The 16,139-nt window shown below is 40.7% G+C and carries 14 protein-coding genes; 10 read left to right on the top strand and 4 right to left on the bottom strand.

The genetic code is table 11. The annotated features are described in order from the left end of the window. Positions 1-90: 90 nt before the first annotated feature. From nagK to nagP, 4 genes are read left to right on the top strand one after another with little or no spacing between them, the layout of a single operon-like run. Positions 91-1,002: an N-acetylglucosamine kinase gene (gene nagK, locus AN392_RS01100; RefSeq protein WP_010389495.1), complete on the top strand. Its 912-nt coding sequence runs from the start codon at positions 91-93 to the stop codon at positions 1,000-1,002. Continuing rightward, positions 1,002-2,000, top strand: a complete 999-nt coding sequence (nagB-II, locus tag AN392_RS01095) for a glucosamine-6-phosphate deaminase NagB-II (protein WP_054201443.1) — start codon at positions 1,002-1,004, stop codon at positions 1,998-2,000. The genes nagK and nagB-II overlap by 1 nt, the downstream gene beginning before the upstream one ends. Beyond that, positions 2,001-3,128: an N-acetylglucosamine-6-phosphate deacetylase gene (nagA, locus tag AN392_RS01090; protein WP_055011560.1), complete on the top strand. Its 1,128-nt coding sequence runs from the start codon at positions 2,001-2,003 to the stop codon at positions 3,126-3,128. It begins immediately after the preceding gene. A gap of 32 nt (positions 3,129-3,160) precedes the next feature. Next, the gene (gene nagP / locus AN392_RS01085) at positions 3,161-4,456 is read left to right on the top strand and encodes an N-acetylglucosamine MFS transporter NagP (protein WP_055011559.1); all 1,296 of its coding nucleotides are present in this window, start codon (positions 3,161-3,163) and stop codon (positions 4,454-4,456) included. A gap of 68 nt (positions 4,457-4,524) precedes the next feature. On the opposite strand, the gene AN392_RS01080 is transcribed toward nagP, so the two are convergent. Together AN392_RS01080 and AN392_RS01075 are read right to left on the bottom strand one after the other, a co-directional pair. Continuing rightward, positions 4,525-6,024, bottom strand: coding sequence for a DUF2235 domain-containing protein (locus AN392_RS01080; protein ID WP_055011558.1), 1,500 nt, complete (start codon positions 6,022-6,024; stop codon positions 4,525-4,527). Between the two features lie 195 nt (positions 6,025-6,219). Then, positions 6,220-7,524, bottom strand: a complete 1,305-nt coding sequence (locus AN392_RS01075; protein ID WP_054201439.1) for an NAD(P)/FAD-dependent oxidoreductase — start codon at positions 7,522-7,524, stop codon at positions 6,220-6,222. 234 nt (positions 7,525-7,758) lie between these two features. On the opposite strand from AN392_RS01075, the gene AN392_RS01070 reads away from it, so the two are divergent. From AN392_RS01070 to AN392_RS01055, 4 genes are all read left to right on the top strand, one after another. Beyond that, on the top strand, positions 7,759-9,699 hold the full coding sequence (locus AN392_RS01070) for an ATP-dependent DNA helicase RecQ (protein ID WP_055011557.1): 1,941 nt from the start codon (positions 7,759-7,761) through the stop codon (positions 9,697-9,699). A gap of 106 nt (positions 9,700-9,805) precedes the next feature. After that, a complete protein-coding gene (locus AN392_RS01065) occupies positions 9,806-10,879 on the top strand; it encodes a porin (protein WP_010389486.1) in 1,074 nt (357 codons plus the stop codon). An 11-nt stretch (positions 10,880-10,890) separates the two neighbouring features. After that, on the top strand, positions 10,891-11,298 hold the full coding sequence (locus tag AN392_RS01060) for a substrate-binding domain-containing protein (protein ID WP_010389484.1): 408 nt from the start codon (positions 10,891-10,893) through the stop codon (positions 11,296-11,298). Between the two features lie 153 nt (positions 11,299-11,451). Beyond that, on the top strand, positions 11,452-11,754 hold the full coding sequence (locus AN392_RS01055) for a YkgJ family cysteine cluster protein (protein WP_010389482.1): 303 nt from the start codon (positions 11,452-11,454) through the stop codon (positions 11,752-11,754). Between the two features lie 31 nt (positions 11,755-11,785). On the opposite strand, the gene AN392_RS01050 is transcribed toward AN392_RS01055, so the two are convergent. Together AN392_RS01050 and AN392_RS01045 are read right to left on the bottom strand one after the other, a co-directional pair. After that, the gene (locus AN392_RS01050; protein ID WP_055011556.1) at positions 11,786-13,150 is read right to left on the bottom strand and encodes a TrkH family potassium uptake protein; all 1,365 of its coding nucleotides are present in this window, start codon (positions 13,148-13,150) and stop codon (positions 11,786-11,788) included. 2 nt (positions 13,151-13,152) lie between these two features. Next, positions 13,153-13,806: a TrkA family potassium uptake protein gene (locus AN392_RS01045; protein ID WP_010389479.1), complete on the bottom strand. Its 654-nt coding sequence runs from the start codon at positions 13,804-13,806 to the stop codon at positions 13,153-13,155. A 281-nt stretch (positions 13,807-14,087) separates the two neighbouring features. Here AN392_RS01045 and AN392_RS01040 point away from each other — a divergent pair, with 281 nt between their 5' ends. Both AN392_RS01040 and AN392_RS01035 read left to right on the top strand, forming a co-directional pair. Then, positions 14,088-15,413, top strand: a complete 1,326-nt coding sequence (locus AN392_RS01040) for a DUF4118 domain-containing protein (RefSeq protein ID WP_055011555.1) — start codon at positions 14,088-14,090, stop codon at positions 15,411-15,413. Then, positions 15,406-16,074, top strand: a complete 669-nt coding sequence (locus tag AN392_RS01035) for a response regulator (protein WP_055011554.1) — start codon at positions 15,406-15,408, stop codon at positions 16,072-16,074. Before AN392_RS01040 ends, AN392_RS01035 begins: the two co-directional genes overlap by 8 nt. The last annotated feature ends 65 nt before the right edge of the window (positions 16,075-16,139 follow it).

Raw genomic sequence — 16,139 nt, 5'->3', positions numbered from 1 at the left:
TCATTTGTGCTAGTATAAGATTCATACAGTATGACAGTCCGGCTTTATTTTAGTGTTTTGCAAAACGGTCGAACAACTTAAGAGGCAAAAATGATCACCAACAATATTAAAAACAATCAACTCTTTGTGGGGATCGATGGCGGCGGCACTAAATGTAAAGCAATTATCGTCAATAGCTGTAATAACATAGTCGGCACCGGTGTGGCAGGCCCAGGTAACCCGTTACATGGTTTTAATCAAGCAACTCATTCTATTGAGCAATCAGCGCGTTTAGCATTACAAGATGCAGGGCTTAAAGATACGCCTTTATCTGAGCTTATTGCAGGGGTTGGCCTAGCAGGGGTTAACTTACCAAGTTTGCATAATCAAATGACACAATGGCAACACCCATTTAAAGCCATGCACTTAACTACTGATTTACTTATTGCTTGTATGGGCGCTCATCAGGGCGAGGATGGCGCAGTGATGATTGCTGGCACTGGTTCGTGTGGATTTTCATACGTTAATGGCCAATCGTTTATGATTGGTGGTCATGGCTTTCCACATGGTGACAAAGGCAGTGGTGCATGGATTGGCTTTACTGCTTGTCAGTATGTGCTGCTTAGCCTAGATAAATTAATCCCAAGTGGTGCGCTTACTAACTTGTTAATGAAGTATTTAGAAGTCAGCGATGCAATGCAACTTGTTGAAGTGATTGCCAATAAGCCTGCAGCCTTTTTTGCGCAACTTGCAGGTTGTGTTTTTCAATCAGCACAGGCGAACGATGCCACAGCAATTGCCATTTTAAAAGAAGGTGGCGCTTATTTAAGCGACATTGCACGACAATTATTAGATAAAAACCCACCAAGGCTTTCGTTTATTGGTGGCTTATCAACCGTGATGACAACATGGTTAGACCCAGACATACAAGCTATTTTATCAGCCCCATTATCGTCACCAGAAATGGGGTCTGTACTTTACGCTAAACAACAGCACGTTAATTACAGCAGCCAGGAGTTATGATGTTTAACACACTAATGGAAAAAGAAGCGGCGCAAACGCCAAATGTTATTGAAAAGCAAATTATTGCCAACCAACCTTTAGTGGAAAAAATTGGTCATAAGCTTCGCGATATGGCCCCTAAGGTGGTTATGATGATTGGTCGCGGTTCATCAGATCATGCTGGCGTTTTTGGTAAGTATTTAATTGAAATTGAAGCGGGTGTACCGGTCAGTTCAGCAGCGCCATCAGTGGCGAGTGTATATGGTAAAACATTAAAGCTTGAAGGCGCTGTTGTGATTGTAATTTCTCAATCAGGACGCAGCCCAGACATTCTTGCCCAGGCAAAAATGGCGAAAGAGGCGGGCGCTTATTGTATTGCGCTGGTTAACGATGAAGCGTCACCTCTACAAGACATAGTCGATGATTTTGTTCCTCTTAAAGCTGGCGATGAAATTTCGGTGGCGGCAACAAAAAGCTATTTGGCAACGTTATCAGCCCTAGTACATATTGTTGCTAATTGGACTCAAAATGAGTCATTATTACAAGGGCTTGACGAGTTACCTAGCGCGCTTAATGCCATTATAGATTCGCCAACTCAGTTACAACCTACTGAGTTTGCAAATATTAAGAATATGGTGGTGTTGGCACGTGGTTTAGGGTTTTCTATCTCAAAAGAAATGGCACTTAAACTTAAAGAGGTGTGTGCTATTCATGCTGAGTCATTTAGTAGTGCGGAGTTTTTACATGGTCCGGTGACTTTAGTTGAGCAAGGGTTAGTGATTTTAGATTGTTTGGTTGAAGATGAAACCAAAGAGTCACATCAGCAGCAAATTGCTGAGGTCAAAAAACGCGGTGCACAAGTGATTAGTCTTAATCAACAAGGTATTAAAGTACACCCGCGATTAGCGCCATTTTTAGTATTACAGCGTTTTTACCTTGATGTGGCAAAAGTGGCATTAAGCCGTGGTTTTAATCCTGATGAGCCAAAGGGGCTTAAAAAAGTAACAAGGACATTATAAATGTCAGTTAAACGAATTCATGTAGCCCAGTTTTTTGATGGCGAGCACTTTGTTAACGACAAAGTGCTGAGCGTTGATGCGGGTATTATTACGGCAATAGATGATAACGTACAGCAGGCAGACGAGCACCTAACGGGTTTAGTTGCACCTGGCTTTATTGACCTACAAGTTAATGGCGGTGGCGGTGAATTGTTTAACCGTACTAGCAGTGTTGCTGGGGTTAAAAAAATACTGCTAGCACATGCCAAATACGGTACAACTGCTATGCTGCCAACGTTAATTACTGACACCGTAGAAGTAATGCGCCAAGCAGCCGATGTAATTGCTAAGGCGATAGCCCAACAAACGCCAGGTATTATTGGCATTCACTTTGAAGGGCCGCATTTGTCAGTGGCAAAAAAAGGGGCTCACAGCGCTGATTTTATTCGTCCTATTTCTGAACAGGAGTGGCAGGTGTTATCTCGCCAAGATTTAGGTAAAGTCGTAGTCACCTTAGCGCCTGAGAATGTACTACCAAGCGATATTACCAAAATGCGCGATTTAGGGATTCAGGTTTGTTTAGGTCATACCAACGCAAGCTTTGAACAGGCTCAACAAGGTGTTGATGCTGGGGCAACCGGATTTACGCATTTGTATAATGCTATGTCACCACTACAAGGGCGTGAGCCGGGAGTGGTGGGCTGTGCATTATTAAATGATGATACTTATTGTGGCTTAATTGTTGATGGTCATCATGTTGATTACGCAGCATGCCAACTGGCATTAAAAGCAAAACCAATAGGGCACGTGTTTTTAGTTACTGATGCGATGCCACCAGTGGGAACAGATGACACTCAGTTTGCTTTTTTTGACCGAACTGTCAGCTTAGAGAATGGTAAACTCACCTCTACAACAGGCGAGTTGGCAGGTTCTGCGCTTGATATGGCAACCGCAGTTAGAAACACTGTAACTCATTTAAAACAGCCATTAGCGCAAGCGCTTAAAATGGCGAGTTTATATCCTGCTCAGTATTTAAAGTTGCCTGCCACACACGGGCGATTAATACCGGGTAGTCCAGCAGATTTTGTACAATTAAACACACAACAACAAGTCATTAGCACGTGGATTGGCGGCGCTCGGGTTTGTTAACAACATAATAAATATAAATAAAGGAAAATAACATGACAACCAATGTTATGGATACGTCCAAAAATAGTAGCGTGGTCCCAATGGCCATTGTTGCGGTATTATTTTTTATACTGGGCTTTGCTACTTGGCTTAATGGCTCGTTAATGCCTTACTTAAGTCAAATTTTACAGTTAACCCCATTTCAAGGGTCGTTAATTTTATTTTCCTTTTATATTGCGGTCACATTTACTGCGCTGCCCTCGGCAGTACTGATCAAAAAGGTCGGCTACAAAAACGGTATGGCATTGGGGATGGGCTGTATGATGTTAGCAGGCTTAATGTTTATTCCTGCTGCTATGTCGCAGTTTTTTCCTTTGTTTTTACTAGCGCAGTTGGTAATGGGCGCAGGACAAACCTTATTACAAACCGCGGTTAATCCGTATGTAGTACGTTTAGGGCCAGAAGAATCGGCTGCTGTACGTATTAGTATTATGGGGATTTTAAATAAAGGCGCAGGAGTTATCTCACCGATGGTTTTTACCGCCTTAATTTTAAGTAACTTTACCGGTACGGTAGGCACAGAGCTAAGCCAACAGCAAGTTGATGATATGGCAAATGGCCTTATTTTACCTTACTTAGGCATGGCCTTATTCATTGGTATATTAGCTTTTGCAGTTAAAAAATCACCGCTGCCAGAGCTTATCAATGATGAAGTAGAAGCAATAAACGACAAAGGTGAAATTCGTGAAACACTCTCTCATCCAAACTTGGTGTTAGGTGCTATTGCTATCTTTTTGTATGTTGCGGTAGAGGTTATTGCTGGCGATACCATAGGTACTTTTGCACTATCGCTGGGTATTGAAAACTATGGGGTAATGACTTCATACACTATGATGTTTATGGTGTTTGGTTATATTTTAGGTATTTTACTTATCCCTAAATTTATCTCTCAGCAAGCGGCCTTAACAGCATCGGCTGTATTGGGTATTGTGATCACCCTGTGCATTTTGTTTATTGATGCGCAGTCGTATGTTATTGCCAATGCCATACTGGTGCCTTTAGGAGGCGCTAATTTACCAGATGCTTTACTGCTAATTGCCTTTTTAGGCTTAGCAAACGCCATTGTTTGGCCGGCGGTTTTCCCACTTGCGTTATCGGGTTTAGGCAAACTAACCAGCACAGGCTCAGCACTGTTAGTAATGGGTATAGCGGGCGGTGCATTTGGTCCGGTGTTATGGGGCTTACTGAGCGGCTTTACCTCGCTACAAACTGGCTACTCTGTATTGTTACCTTGTTACTTATTTATATTATTTTATGCCGTGAAAGGGCATAAAATGAAAAAGCAATAACATCCACCAGCTATCCCTAGCTCAGTGCACTTTGCAGTATAAAGTGCACTGATTATTAGGGCACTTTATCAGCTTAAGCGTGTTACCTTGAGCTTTATTCTGCCAGCATTCGCCCCATAAAAACGACTTAAATCATTAGCAAATGGACAAAATTCTCCTGATTTTTTAATGGTTATTTCAACGCCTTCGGCAATTTCAAATGCATGGTCATCGCTTTGGCCAATTGTTCCTATTAAGCTAAACCACTGCGCCGTGGCTAAACGCCTAAATGGCTCAAGTAATGCCATAGGGATTTCTTTAACGCCGAGTTGCACATTATCGCGATGCCAGCCAGAAGGAGGGCACTTTACACCATCGTCATACCAAAATTGGTTAGGGTAAGGAGTAAAGCGATAGGTTGCATCTTGGGCAAGCATTAAGCCGGTAGCGTTGTAGGCTTCACTAGCGTACACCATCACATCTTTGCTTTGATTAACACTCAGTAAGCTCATATTTTGATTGGCGAGCATTATATGAGCACTTAGCCCCATAAAGTTTAGTGTACTGTCATCGCTGTAAATTATTTTATAATGTATATTTTTTAACGATTCAGGGCGATAGCTGGTTAGTTTATTAATTCGCTGTGCAACACTGTGATGTATTAATGGAGCGTTGTGGCTAATTTCATCGTTAATTAATACACAGCACTGCCTATCAACCAGCTTGAAAAATGGGTTTAACCAAAAGTAATTTTGCTGATGACTTAGCGCCAGTGGATCGGGAATAACAGTCACATCGTCTTGGGCAACCAAGTTACTCTCAGGTAAAAGGTTTTCATAGTCTATGTCATGACTGGTTAATAACGAAACCGATAGCGGCTGAGCAATGAGCCACTCAAGCGCATAACGCAGGCAAATATCGGCAAGCCCATCGCGATAGTAGCCTCCTCCTACATCGGAGTGGGCTCCTGCAAACCACAGCTCGGTAATGTTTGCTTGTTGATTCATTAATGTGGGCTCAAAGGCCCGTCGTTTCTCATCAAGCGCAACACAATGCAGGGCCCCAGCTACATTATTGGCAATAGTATGGTTTTCAAAAACCACATGCTCTGCGCCACGGGTCGCTTTATTTATCTTTGACAGGCCAATTGAGGCCACGGTGTCAAAAACACACAAATATACTTGCTCATTTATTAATGGCTCTAGGCATTTAGCAAAACGCCTTGCTAATGCAGCGCCTCTGCTAAAACCGGTAAGTAGAACAGTATCGCCACTTTGATAATGCTGCTTAAAATCTGTGATAGCCTGAGTCAAAATGCTGGCCACATCTTCAGAACGTGGGGCAAGTGTTTGATTTAAAATTCGTTTTAAACGACTTCCTTTGGTGCCTATGCCTTGGTAATAAAAGCTTAGTTGCTGTGAAAATGGGGTAGTGGGTGAATCATCAAGTTTACCGCCGAGCAATAAGTGTAGTTTTAGAATATTAGAAATACTGGCGTCTTCTTTAAAATGCTCTGTACTGAACTGATCTGCGTCGCGGGGTTCACTGCCGGTACCATCAAAATTAAAAATAAGCGTTTTAAAGGTCATTACTAAATTCCGTGAGTGGTTTATGTAAATTTATATGGGAATTGTGAAAAATTAAAGACGGCGGTAATAAATATTTGTTTAATCTTATTTATTACCGCGACTGATGTAGCTATTTAACCTGAAATCTAGTTAAGAGATTTACTAACATATTTAATCAAAATGATATTTATGTTTATTATCCGGAGTTCAGGTTATTTAGTGTAGTTTCATTTTTGGGCGAACAACACGCAGCACCTTTTCGCTGATCCACAAAGCAAAGGTTTTGGCACTGCCGTGGATAGCGCGCTGATGCATTCTATATAGTGAAATATACATAAAGCGGGCAATTTTACCTTCAATAAAAAAGCTACTACTGGTTAGGTTACCCATTAAGCTGCCCACCGTGCTGTATCGCGATAAATTTACCAGTGAGCCATGGTCATTATATTCAAACTTTTTCAGGGGTTGCTCACGTAATGTAGCAATTAGATTTTTTTCAACGCATTGCGCCATTTGATGAGCCGATTGTGCGCGTGGCGGCACTTGCGTCCCATCGTCTTGGGTAAACGCGCAGCAATCACCAAGCACATAGATTTGAGAGTCTAGGCTACTTTGTAAGTAATCATTCACTTTTATTTGATTGCTACGTGTCAGCTCAAATATGTCTAGCTCTTTAATGAAGTCAGGGGCTTTTACTCCTGCTGCCCATACCATAATATCCGCATTTATTTGCTCGTCATTATTAGTGATAAAGCCATGCTCGGTTGCTTGTTTAACTTGGGTGTTTTCTCGTACGGTAACCCCTAATCTTAATAATTCACGTTTGGCTGAGCTGGCAATTCGCTCAGACAGGGCAGGTAAAATTCTGGGACCCGCTTCAATCAAATGTATGTGCAAGCGTTTCGCCGACATATTGGTTAAACCGTATATTTTGAGTAAATCAGAAACATGATACAACTCAGCTGAGAGCTCAACGCCAGTTGCCCCACCGCCAACAATAGCAATGTTTAATGAATGCAATGGGTCGTCGTCTTGATGAAGGCGAGTAAAGTTATCTAGTAAGGCGTGTTGAAAACGCTCGGCTTGTTGGTTTGAATCAAGGTAAAAGCAATGGTCTTTAATACCCGGGGTGTTGAAGTCGTTACTGACACTGCCAATGGCAATAACTAAATGATCATAATGAACGGTTCGTTTAGGTAATATTTGATGCCCTAACTCGTCATATAGAGGGCTTAAGGTAATGGTTTTATTATTGTTATCGAGGTTACAAAAGGTACCAAGTTGGAAGTTATAGTGGTGCTTGGCGGCATGCGCTGAATATACAACGCCATCTAAATCGGCATCAATAGAGCCGGTTGCTACTTCATGCAATAACGGTTTCCATATATGAGTGCGGTTTTTATCAATGAGTAATATATTTGCGTGTTGTTTCTTTCCTAATTTGTGCCCTAATTGAGTTGCTAGCTCCAGCCCACCAGCGCCACCGCCTATGATGACAATTTTTGGTATGGTTTTGTCCATGACTATGCCCTTAAAAATAATATACCGAAGCAATTTCTGTACGTTGATTTTTAAAATGACTTGGGTATCAAAAAATTATTTTGGCAAAGCATGCTTTTATAGGGCTATAGTGTGCGCCTAATTGAAGGATATGTCAGCAATAAATCCAATGATATGCTGTATACTGATATGCAAATATTTCATCTACTGCGCATTTACAGTATTTATGGGCACCGACATAAAAAGGACGCTTTTATGAGTACCTCGCTAGTTCAGTCTCTTGAGCAACATTTTGGTTTTAATCAGTTTAGAGCAGGGCAACAACAAACCATAGAACAACTGCTAAATGGTCAATCGTCACTGGCTATATTCCCAACGGGGTCGGGTAAATCCTTGTGCTATCAACTTACTGCGTTACATTTACCGCATTTAACTTTGGTAGTATCGCCATTATTAGCGTTGATGAAAGATCAAATAAGTTTTTTAAACAGTAAAGGCATTTATGCCGCAAGTCTTGATTCAAGCCAAGATCAAATGCAAAGCAGTACGGTAATGAACGACGTGCGCAGTGGTAAAATTAAAGTGTTAATGGTGTCAGTTGAGCGCTTTAAAAACGAGCGCTTTAGAGAATTTATTAGCCAAGTGGCACTTTCTATGTTGGTGGTAGACGAAGCGCATTGTATTTCTGAGTGGGGTCATAACTTTAGACCCGACTACTTAAAGTTACCGCGTTACCGTGAAGAGTTAAATATTCCGTTAGTGCTACTATTAACCGCCACCGCGACTAAAAAAGTTAAACGCGATATGGCAGAGCGATTTGCTATTGATCCACAATGCATTGTGCAAACGGGGTTTTATCGCGCTAATTTAGATTTAAATGTGCTGAGTGTTAAAACGGCTGATAAAAATACTGAGCTTACTGAAATTGTCCGTACGCAAACCGGCCCCGGTATTGTGTATGTCACGCTGCAGCAAAGTGCTGAGCAAGTGGCCAATATGTTAAGCGCACAGGGCCTGCAAGCGGTGGCGTATCATGCCGGGCTTGAAGACACCCTACGCGGGCAAATTCAAGATGATTTTATGGCGGGAAAAATAAATGTAGTGGTCGCCACTATTGCCTTTGGCATGGGGGTTGATAAATCAGACATTCGTTTTGTGATTCACTACGATTTACCTAAATCAATTGAAAACTACAGCCAAGAAATTGGCCGTGCAGGACGTGATGGCAACCCATCGAATTGTTATACGCTGGCTAATCTAGATGGCTTAAATACAGTCGAAAACTTTGTGTACGGCGATACCCCAGAGCTCAGCGGTATTGAATATGTTATTAACGATATTCGCCAAGCTCAACAGCAATGGGAAATGCAAGAATATAGTCTTTCTAGCGAAAGTAATATTCGCCAGCTTGCCCTTAAAACCTTACTGGTACAATTGGAAATGCAAGGTGCAATAACCCCGCAGTATGCGTACTACGCCGATTTTAAGTATAAATTTCTAGTTGATAAAAATGAGTTGCTTAATCAGTTTGATCAGCAGCGCCAAGCTTTTTTAACGCAAATATTTAGCCATACCGACTTTAAAAAAATATGGGGTACACTTAACTTTGACTCTCTAACGCAAGCCGCACAGGTTGACCGTAAACGTGTGGTAGCCGCACTTGATTACTTAGCAGAAAAAAACCTTATCACCCTTGAAACCAAACGTATTACTCAAGTGTACAAAGTGCATAGCGAGGTGATTAATAACCCTGCACTTGCCCAGCAGTTACATGATTACTTTACCGATAAAGAGCAAGCTGAAATAAAACGGATTGCTGCTTTGGTGCGCTTTTTTGAGCTGCAATCTTGCTTAAGCTATAACTTAGCCCGTTACTTTGATGATGCAAATGCGCCACAGCAATGTGGGCATTGTAGTGTGTGCCGTGGACATGCGGTCAAGCTTGAATATTCAATCACTCCTGCAAAAATTGATACAGTACTTATATATCAAAAGGTGGATGATCTTTTGGCGCATATGGCAACGAAAGGGATGCATAATGTTGGCATTGAAACCCAATGTCGGTTTTTGGCGGGAATGAGTGTGCCGCTATTTGCACGCAATAAAGTACGCCAACTAAGTGGTTTTGCATTGTGTGAGCAACAGCGCTACAGCGAAATTAAAGCAATATTGCTATCAAGGTCGGCGCCTAATTAATATTAAAAAATCAGTATAAAATAAAAAGTGTTAATTTTTTGTTTCTTTTTCTCGCTTAACTATACTCAATTTGGCTATGACGGCCATTATAATAATGAGGTGATCAATGAAACTGCAAAAAATTATACTATTGGGGGTATTTGTATCAGCAAGTAGTTATGCTGAAATTAATATTTCAGGTTTCGCGAGTATTAATGCGGGTAAAGTGCTCAGTGGCACCGGTGTCCCGCAATATGGCGTTGAACCAACCTTTCTAGCGGACTATCCAAATGTAAGTGCCTACACTGAAGATTTATCCTTTTCGCCAGAGTCTTTGATTGGATTACAGGTATCAGGCGACTTAGGTGAAGGCCTTTCTGTAACTGGTCAGCTAGTTGCCAGAGGAGTTAACGACTTTGAGGCAAATTTTGAATGGGCTTATATTTCTTACGATATTAACGATAATTGGACTGTTCAAGCAGGTAAGAAGCGTTTACCACTATTTTACTACTCAGACTTTTTCGATGTAGGTTATGCATATGTATGGATGCGGGCCCCTGCTGACAATTATACATGGCAAGTATTTAACTACGAGGGGGTTAATTTACTTTACTCAGGCTCTGTAGGTGACTGGGGAGTATCCGCGAACATTTATACCGGTAAAGAAGATGATGACGATAACAAGCTGTTGTCAGACTTCTTCTTTCAAGAGCCGACAAGAGAAATTTGGGAAGATATGTTAGGCGGCGTACTGTTACTTAATCGTGACTGGCTCGAACTAAGAGTGACCCACATGCAATATACCAACAAGCGTTTTCGCGCGGGTGAACCCGTTTTGTGGGATGGTAAAGACAGTAGAGATGGTAAATTTTATGGCTTAGCTGCAAACCTTGATTTTGGTGATTTTTTTGTTTTAAGTGAACTGAACCGCTTAGACCTAGATGGTAATCTCGATACTTATATGATCAGTGCGGGCTATCGTTTTGATTCAATTACACCCTATGTCATGTTTTCAGACTTTGAACAAGAAGGTGAGGGTGATACAGAGCAGCATAATACATTTGCTGTTGGTGTTAGGTGGGATTTTCATCCGTCAGCTGCATTTAAAGTGCAATACGATAGAGTCAAAGATGACTCGTTTGATTTAGCTGTGGCCGGTGATAGTAAAGCAATCACCCTTGGTGTTGATGTTGTATTTTAAGGAGAAGTAAAATGAAAAAATTAATATTATGTGTAATATTCTTGTTTACTAACTTCGCCTATGCAGAATTTGCTATTATCGTGCATCCTTCAAATGAAAGTAGTTTTGATGAGTCTGTTATTAGTCGAATTTATACAGGAAAAGAAAAGTCATTTAGCAATGGCAATAAGATCATTCCAATATCTCAAGAATCAAGCAGTGCTGCAACCGAGCAATTTAATAGTAAATTACTCAATAAAACGTCTTCTCAGTTAAAAGCATATTGGTCAAAACTGATTTTTACAGGAAAGGGCACACCGCCTAAAGAGTTAGAAAATGACAGTGAAGTAATCAAAATGGTCGCAGCGAACCCTGACACCATTGGCTTTGTTTCTTCATCAGCAGTATCGGATAACGTTAAAGTGGTTTTCACTTTTTAATCTACAACTAATAAGCGTGCTGATTAACCAGCACGCTTTTTTAGTAATTGGTTAATTACATATGACGATGTTTAAAATCTGACAGTTATTTTACTGTCACCGCTGCCTCGCTCGTGTATCCTATAGGTTGTATACCATTTATCAAAAGTCTGTATGTCAAACTCAATCATTGCTGTTGAAAATATCGATACAACCGCCGTCACTTGTGCTAATTGCCAAGCGTGTTGTTGCCAATTAGAAGTGCGTATTGTTAGTGATACCGGTGTCCCTTTTCAGTATATTGATTACGATAAATGGGGCAGCGAAGTAATGAAGCGCGGCGACGATGGTTGGTGCCAAGCACTCGATAGAAATACGTTAATGTGTACTATTTACGAAAATCGCCCATTAACGTGTCGAGAATTCGAAATGGCGTCTGATGAGTGTATTACCGAACGTGAATTAGCGGGTATTTAAAATGCGAGCTGATTAACCCGCGTTAGTGTTGTTAACCAATAGAGAGTTGCGCGCTTGGGTATCTTAGTTTTTTAGTGCGTGGACTTGCTAAAAAGTAGGCGAGAGTGAGCGGGCCTATTCTGCCCATAAACATTAAAAACATAATGATAAACTCCCCCAGCGGTGATAACGATGACGTTAAACCGCGTGAAAGCCCTACAGTACCCAGTGCCGATACCGCTTCAAAAGCAACATCTAAAAAAGGTGCATCTTCAACGACCAGTAATGTAAAAATAGCCAACCAAGTGACTCCCGCTGAAATAACGGTTAAGGCTAATGCTTTATACACTGAATCTTTGTCTATTTCTCGGCGTAACACGGTGACGCCTTTGTCACGTCTTAAGTAGCTATAGGTTGCTAGTATTAAAACGATAAATGTAACGACCTTTATGCCACTTGCTGTACTCAAAGAGCCGCCACCGATAAACATAAGCATCATAGTTAAAGCGGTACTGGCATTTTTTAATTCTTCAATAGCAATGGTATTAAACCCCGCAGTACGGGGAGTAACGGCTTGAAACCAAGCTGCTAGCCATTTACCTACTTCAGATAACGGCTGCAGTGTTTTTGGATTATCGTATTCAATTGCGTAAATAAGCAACAATGCAATAACGTTAATAATAACAGTGCTGATCAGCATTAATTTACTGTAGGGACTGAACTTAGCCCAACGCTTTGACTTATATAAATCTGTTAATACGGTAAAGCCAAGGCCACCAATAATAAACAAACAGGTAATTGTTAAATTTACAACGGGGTCTTCTACATACTGCATTAAGCTGTTAGGACTTAATGCAAACCCTGCATTGTTAAAAGCGCTAATAGTATAAAAAAGTGCATGAAAAAAGCTTTTTTGTAAGCCCATTTCGGGTAGCCAATACAGCGTTAAAATAATAATGCCTACAGATTCAACGATTAGCGCAAACAGCAAAACAGACTTAGCGGTATTTACCAAAGTAGATGTATCTGTTTGATTAAAAGCAGCTTTAGTCACTGTTTTTTGAATAAAGCCAACTTTATTACCCAGTGCCATTAAAGTTACAACCGCAAAGGTCATTAAACCTAGACCGCCTAGTTGAATTAATAGCGCAATAACGCCTTGTCCAAAAGGAGTAAACACTGAACCGGTATCGACGACAACCAGTCCAGTTACAGTCACCGCAGAGGTTGCTGTAAACGCACTTTGTATCCATGAAATAGGCTCATAGGTTGCAAAAGGCAGTTTTAACGCCAATGCCCCAAGCGTTATTAATATTAAAAAACTGCAACATAAAATAAGCGGTGGAGCCGCATTGAGTTTTTTATGCCCACTGACTTTTCGCTCAATAGGCGTTTTGAGGGGATGCCATAAAACCATGATTATAAAAGCCTTGGTGCAAGATAGTTTAGTTCGACTCGATTACCTGATAACAGTAAGGTGTCGTAGGTAAGTAACTCAAAGTCATCATCAAGTTTGGCAAACGTTTGCTTGGCGCGCTTAACCAATAATGGGTCTACAGTGCGTTTCATTTCTTTTAGTAAATGCCCTAGTTTTGTTTTATGTAAGTGCGCTTTTATACTTACTTCAACAACGTATATGCCATTGCCTAGGGAAATATAGTCGTTCACTACAGGGTAATTAAGCGCTTGTGCAACTCGCACGCCCATTTCTTCTTCAGGATGAATAATGCGTGTTACACCTAATTTAGAAATAATTGTGTGATGGGCTTTAGTGCTCGCTTTTACCCATATTTGCTTAACAGCTAGGTTTTTTAATGCAAGGGTGCACAGAATGCTCGATTGCATGTCTTCTCCTATTGCCACTAAAACGGCCTGACTGCTCGCTAAATCAAGCTCTTTAAGTGCGGCTTCATCAGTGGAGTCGCAAACAACGGTTTCTGATAAATGCTCAACATATTTTTCAGCTAGTTTAGGGTTACTATCAACCCCAGTGACTGTATGCCCTAAATGAATTAACTCAAGGCTTGCTGCAATGCCAAATCGACCCAATCCGATCACTGTAAAATGTGCCATGTTGATACCTAAATTAAAGTTAAAAAAGAGAAGTGGTAAAGTTCATTTGGTCAATAAACAGTTAATACATAGGCTGTAAGCATCACTATTTTTATCCAACCCAACATACGTATTACTCCTTCTGCTGAAGTTAGAATATGAGTTATTAAAGTAACAATGTAGGTAGGCGTTAAAAGCTTTATAAAGATTTAACGAATCAGATAAAAAACTTTATAAAAACTTTATAGAGGCAATATCGAAAAGGCAGTAATCTAGGTTCTCAAATGTTAGAGGAATAATTAATGAATCAGGCAGAGGCTAAACCACGTTGGTATAACGCATTGTTTTTGGCAGTAATAATGCCATTAATTGTGGTTATTGCCATTTACCCTGTACGTAATTGGTTTACTACCACCGATATCGTGATGCTTCAGTTATTGTGGGTGACTTGGGTTGCTGTGCGCAGTAATCGTCGTCTTGCCATACTGACCACCTTAGTGAGTGTGGCGTGTACAGATTGGTTTTTTGTTGCCCCAAATTTTACTTTTCATATTGAAAACATAGAATATTTAGTAACCTTTATGGTTATGCTGATTGTTGGTTTTGTGATCAGCCAATTGGCAGGGGAGCTCAGTACTAAAGTTAGGGATGTGCAATTACATGCAAGTAATAGTCGCACCTTGTATGAACTGGCCAAAGACTTAAACAGCCTAGATACGCTGGATGAACAAAAAAAGTACTTTGTGCAGCGGATCAGCAAGCATTTAAACGCATCTTGTACATTTATACCTGCAGCATCGCAGGGCAATAGTGAGTTTATATTGCTTAGTGAAGTTAACCCTAGCTGGGGCGGGTTTAATTTTACTAAACGGTTAACGCAAGGGCAAAAATCCTTTGCGGACACCGCTATTTCGCTTCTTTATCAGGTACATGAAAAAACGTTATTACGCCAACAGTCGGCTGCTATTTCGGTGCAAGCGGAATTAGAGCGCGCTAAAAATGCACTTTTACGCAGTTTGTCTCACGATTTACGCACACCACTGGCGACTATTATGGGCGCATCGAGCATGCTTGCAGATGATGAGATTACCCTCAGTGACAGCGTGATAAAAGAGCAAGCGAGTAATATTTATGAGCAAAGTAAAATACTAAATGAGCACTTTGATAAAGTAATGGAGTTAAGCCGAGTTAATAAAATGGGTGAAAATCTAAGTTGGCAAACAATAAACTTACAAGCACTACTTAGTGAAGCTAAAGCTAGAAGACAGCAGCAACTCACTGATTTTATCATAAATACCAATATAGACGCTCAGACAACATGCAAAGGGGATGTGACTTTGTTAGAAATTGCGCTGGCTAATATGCTCGAAAATGCATGGCGTTATGGTGATAAAAAGGTAAGCGTTGAATTTACGCAAAGTACTAATCAGCAAAAGGTAGTTTATCAGTTACTTCTAACTAATAACTTGGTAATTAAAGGGCAAACAAGTAGCGATGAAGGCGTTGGGTTAGGCAGCATTATTTGTGATGTGGTTGCTAAATTTCACCAGGGCACATTTACATTAACAATTAATAACGAAACAAATATGGCGCACGCAAAGTTAATCTGGGAAAAAAGTAATGACTAAAATCTTGATATTAGAAGATTCTCCCCCTCTACAAAGCTTTTTAAAAACCTTGTTGCAAGCCAGTGGTTACGAGCTAAGTATTTGTGATAAAGGGTTAGATGGTTTTGCACGTTTAAGTGAGCAAAGTTACGATCTTGTATTGTTAGACTTAGGCCTGCTAGATATGGATGGTCAAGACTGGTTAGTTGAATTTCGACAATGGAGTGCCTTACCTGTTTTAGTGCTATCGGCTCGAGATGGCGAAGTAGAAAAAGTCACAGCGCTTGATAATGGAGCAAATGACTATATTACCAAACCGTTTAGCGCTAATGAGTTGCTAGCCCGGATTCGGGTTTTATTACGCACCCAAAGCCAGCCGAGTGTGGCATTTACCTGCGGGAATATAACAATAGATCCACAAAAGCACAGAGTAACCTCATCTGGAAATGAGATAAAACTCACTAAAAAAGAGTACGCAATATTATTATTACTGTTTCAAAATAAAAATACAGTACTCACCCATAATGCAATCTTAAGCCATATTTGGGGAGCGCAGTACATAGACCGTCCTGAATACGTACGAGTCCATGTGGCACAGCTCAGACAAAAATTAGAGGCTAACCCCGCTAGTCCAAAATATATCTTAACTGAACCAGCTGTGGGTTATCGATTGGCCGATTAAAAATAAAAGTTTTGCAGAGTGTTTTTGTCTTTAAACCATACCCTATTTAACAATCTTATCTACTA

Source organism: Pseudoalteromonas sp. P1-16-1b, assembly GCF_001401785.1.
Lineage (GTDB): Bacteria > Pseudomonadota > Gammaproteobacteria > Enterobacterales > Alteromonadaceae > Pseudoalteromonas > Pseudoalteromonas undina.
Note: the sequence above shows the minus strand (reverse complement) of the source record. Positions and strands in the feature narration are given on the sequence as shown.

What these genes read in the sequence shown, in the direction of transcription:
- AN392_RS01080 (WP_055011558.1), bottom strand. Translation starts at nt 6,024, where the DNA reads ATGACCTTTAAAACGCTTATTTTTAATTTTGATGGTACCGGCAGTGAA.
- nagB-II (WP_054201443.1), top strand. Translation starts at nt 1,002, where the DNA reads ATGTTTAACACACTAATGGAAAAAGAAGCGGCGCAAACGCCAAATGTT.
- AN392_RS01040 (WP_055011555.1), top strand. Translation starts at nt 14,088, where the DNA reads ATGAATCAGGCAGAGGCTAAACCACGTTGGTATAACGCATTGTTTTTG.
- AN392_RS01075 (WP_054201439.1), bottom strand. Translation starts at nt 7,524, where the DNA reads ATGGACAAAACCATACCAAAAATTGTCATCATAGGCGGTGGCGCTGGT.
- nagP (WP_055011559.1), top strand. Translation starts at nt 3,161, where the DNA reads ATGACAACCAATGTTATGGATACGTCCAAAAATAGTAGCGTGGTCCCA.
- AN392_RS01060 (WP_010389484.1), top strand. Translation starts at nt 10,891, where the DNA reads ATGAAAAAATTAATATTATGTGTAATATTCTTGTTTACTAACTTCGCC.
- AN392_RS01035 (WP_055011554.1), top strand. Translation starts at nt 15,406, where the DNA reads ATGACTAAAATCTTGATATTAGAAGATTCTCCCCCTCTACAAAGCTTT.
- AN392_RS01070 (WP_055011557.1), top strand. Translation starts at nt 7,759, where the DNA reads ATGAGTACCTCGCTAGTTCAGTCTCTTGAGCAACATTTTGGTTTTAAT.
- nagK (WP_010389495.1), top strand. Translation starts at nt 91, where the DNA reads ATGATCACCAACAATATTAAAAACAATCAACTCTTTGTGGGGATCGAT.
- AN392_RS01050 (WP_055011556.1), bottom strand. Translation starts at nt 13,150, where the DNA reads ATGGTTTTATGGCATCCCCTCAAAACGCCTATTGAGCGAAAAGTCAGT.
- AN392_RS01055 (WP_010389482.1), top strand. Translation starts at nt 11,452, where the DNA reads ATGTCAAACTCAATCATTGCTGTTGAAAATATCGATACAACCGCCGTC.
- nagA (WP_055011560.1), top strand. Translation starts at nt 2,001, where the DNA reads ATGTCAGTTAAACGAATTCATGTAGCCCAGTTTTTTGATGGCGAGCAC.
- AN392_RS01065 (WP_010389486.1), top strand. Translation starts at nt 9,806, where the DNA reads ATGAAACTGCAAAAAATTATACTATTGGGGGTATTTGTATCAGCAAGT.
- AN392_RS01045 (WP_010389479.1), bottom strand. Translation starts at nt 13,806, where the DNA reads ATGGCACATTTTACAGTGATCGGATTGGGTCGATTTGGCATTGCAGCA.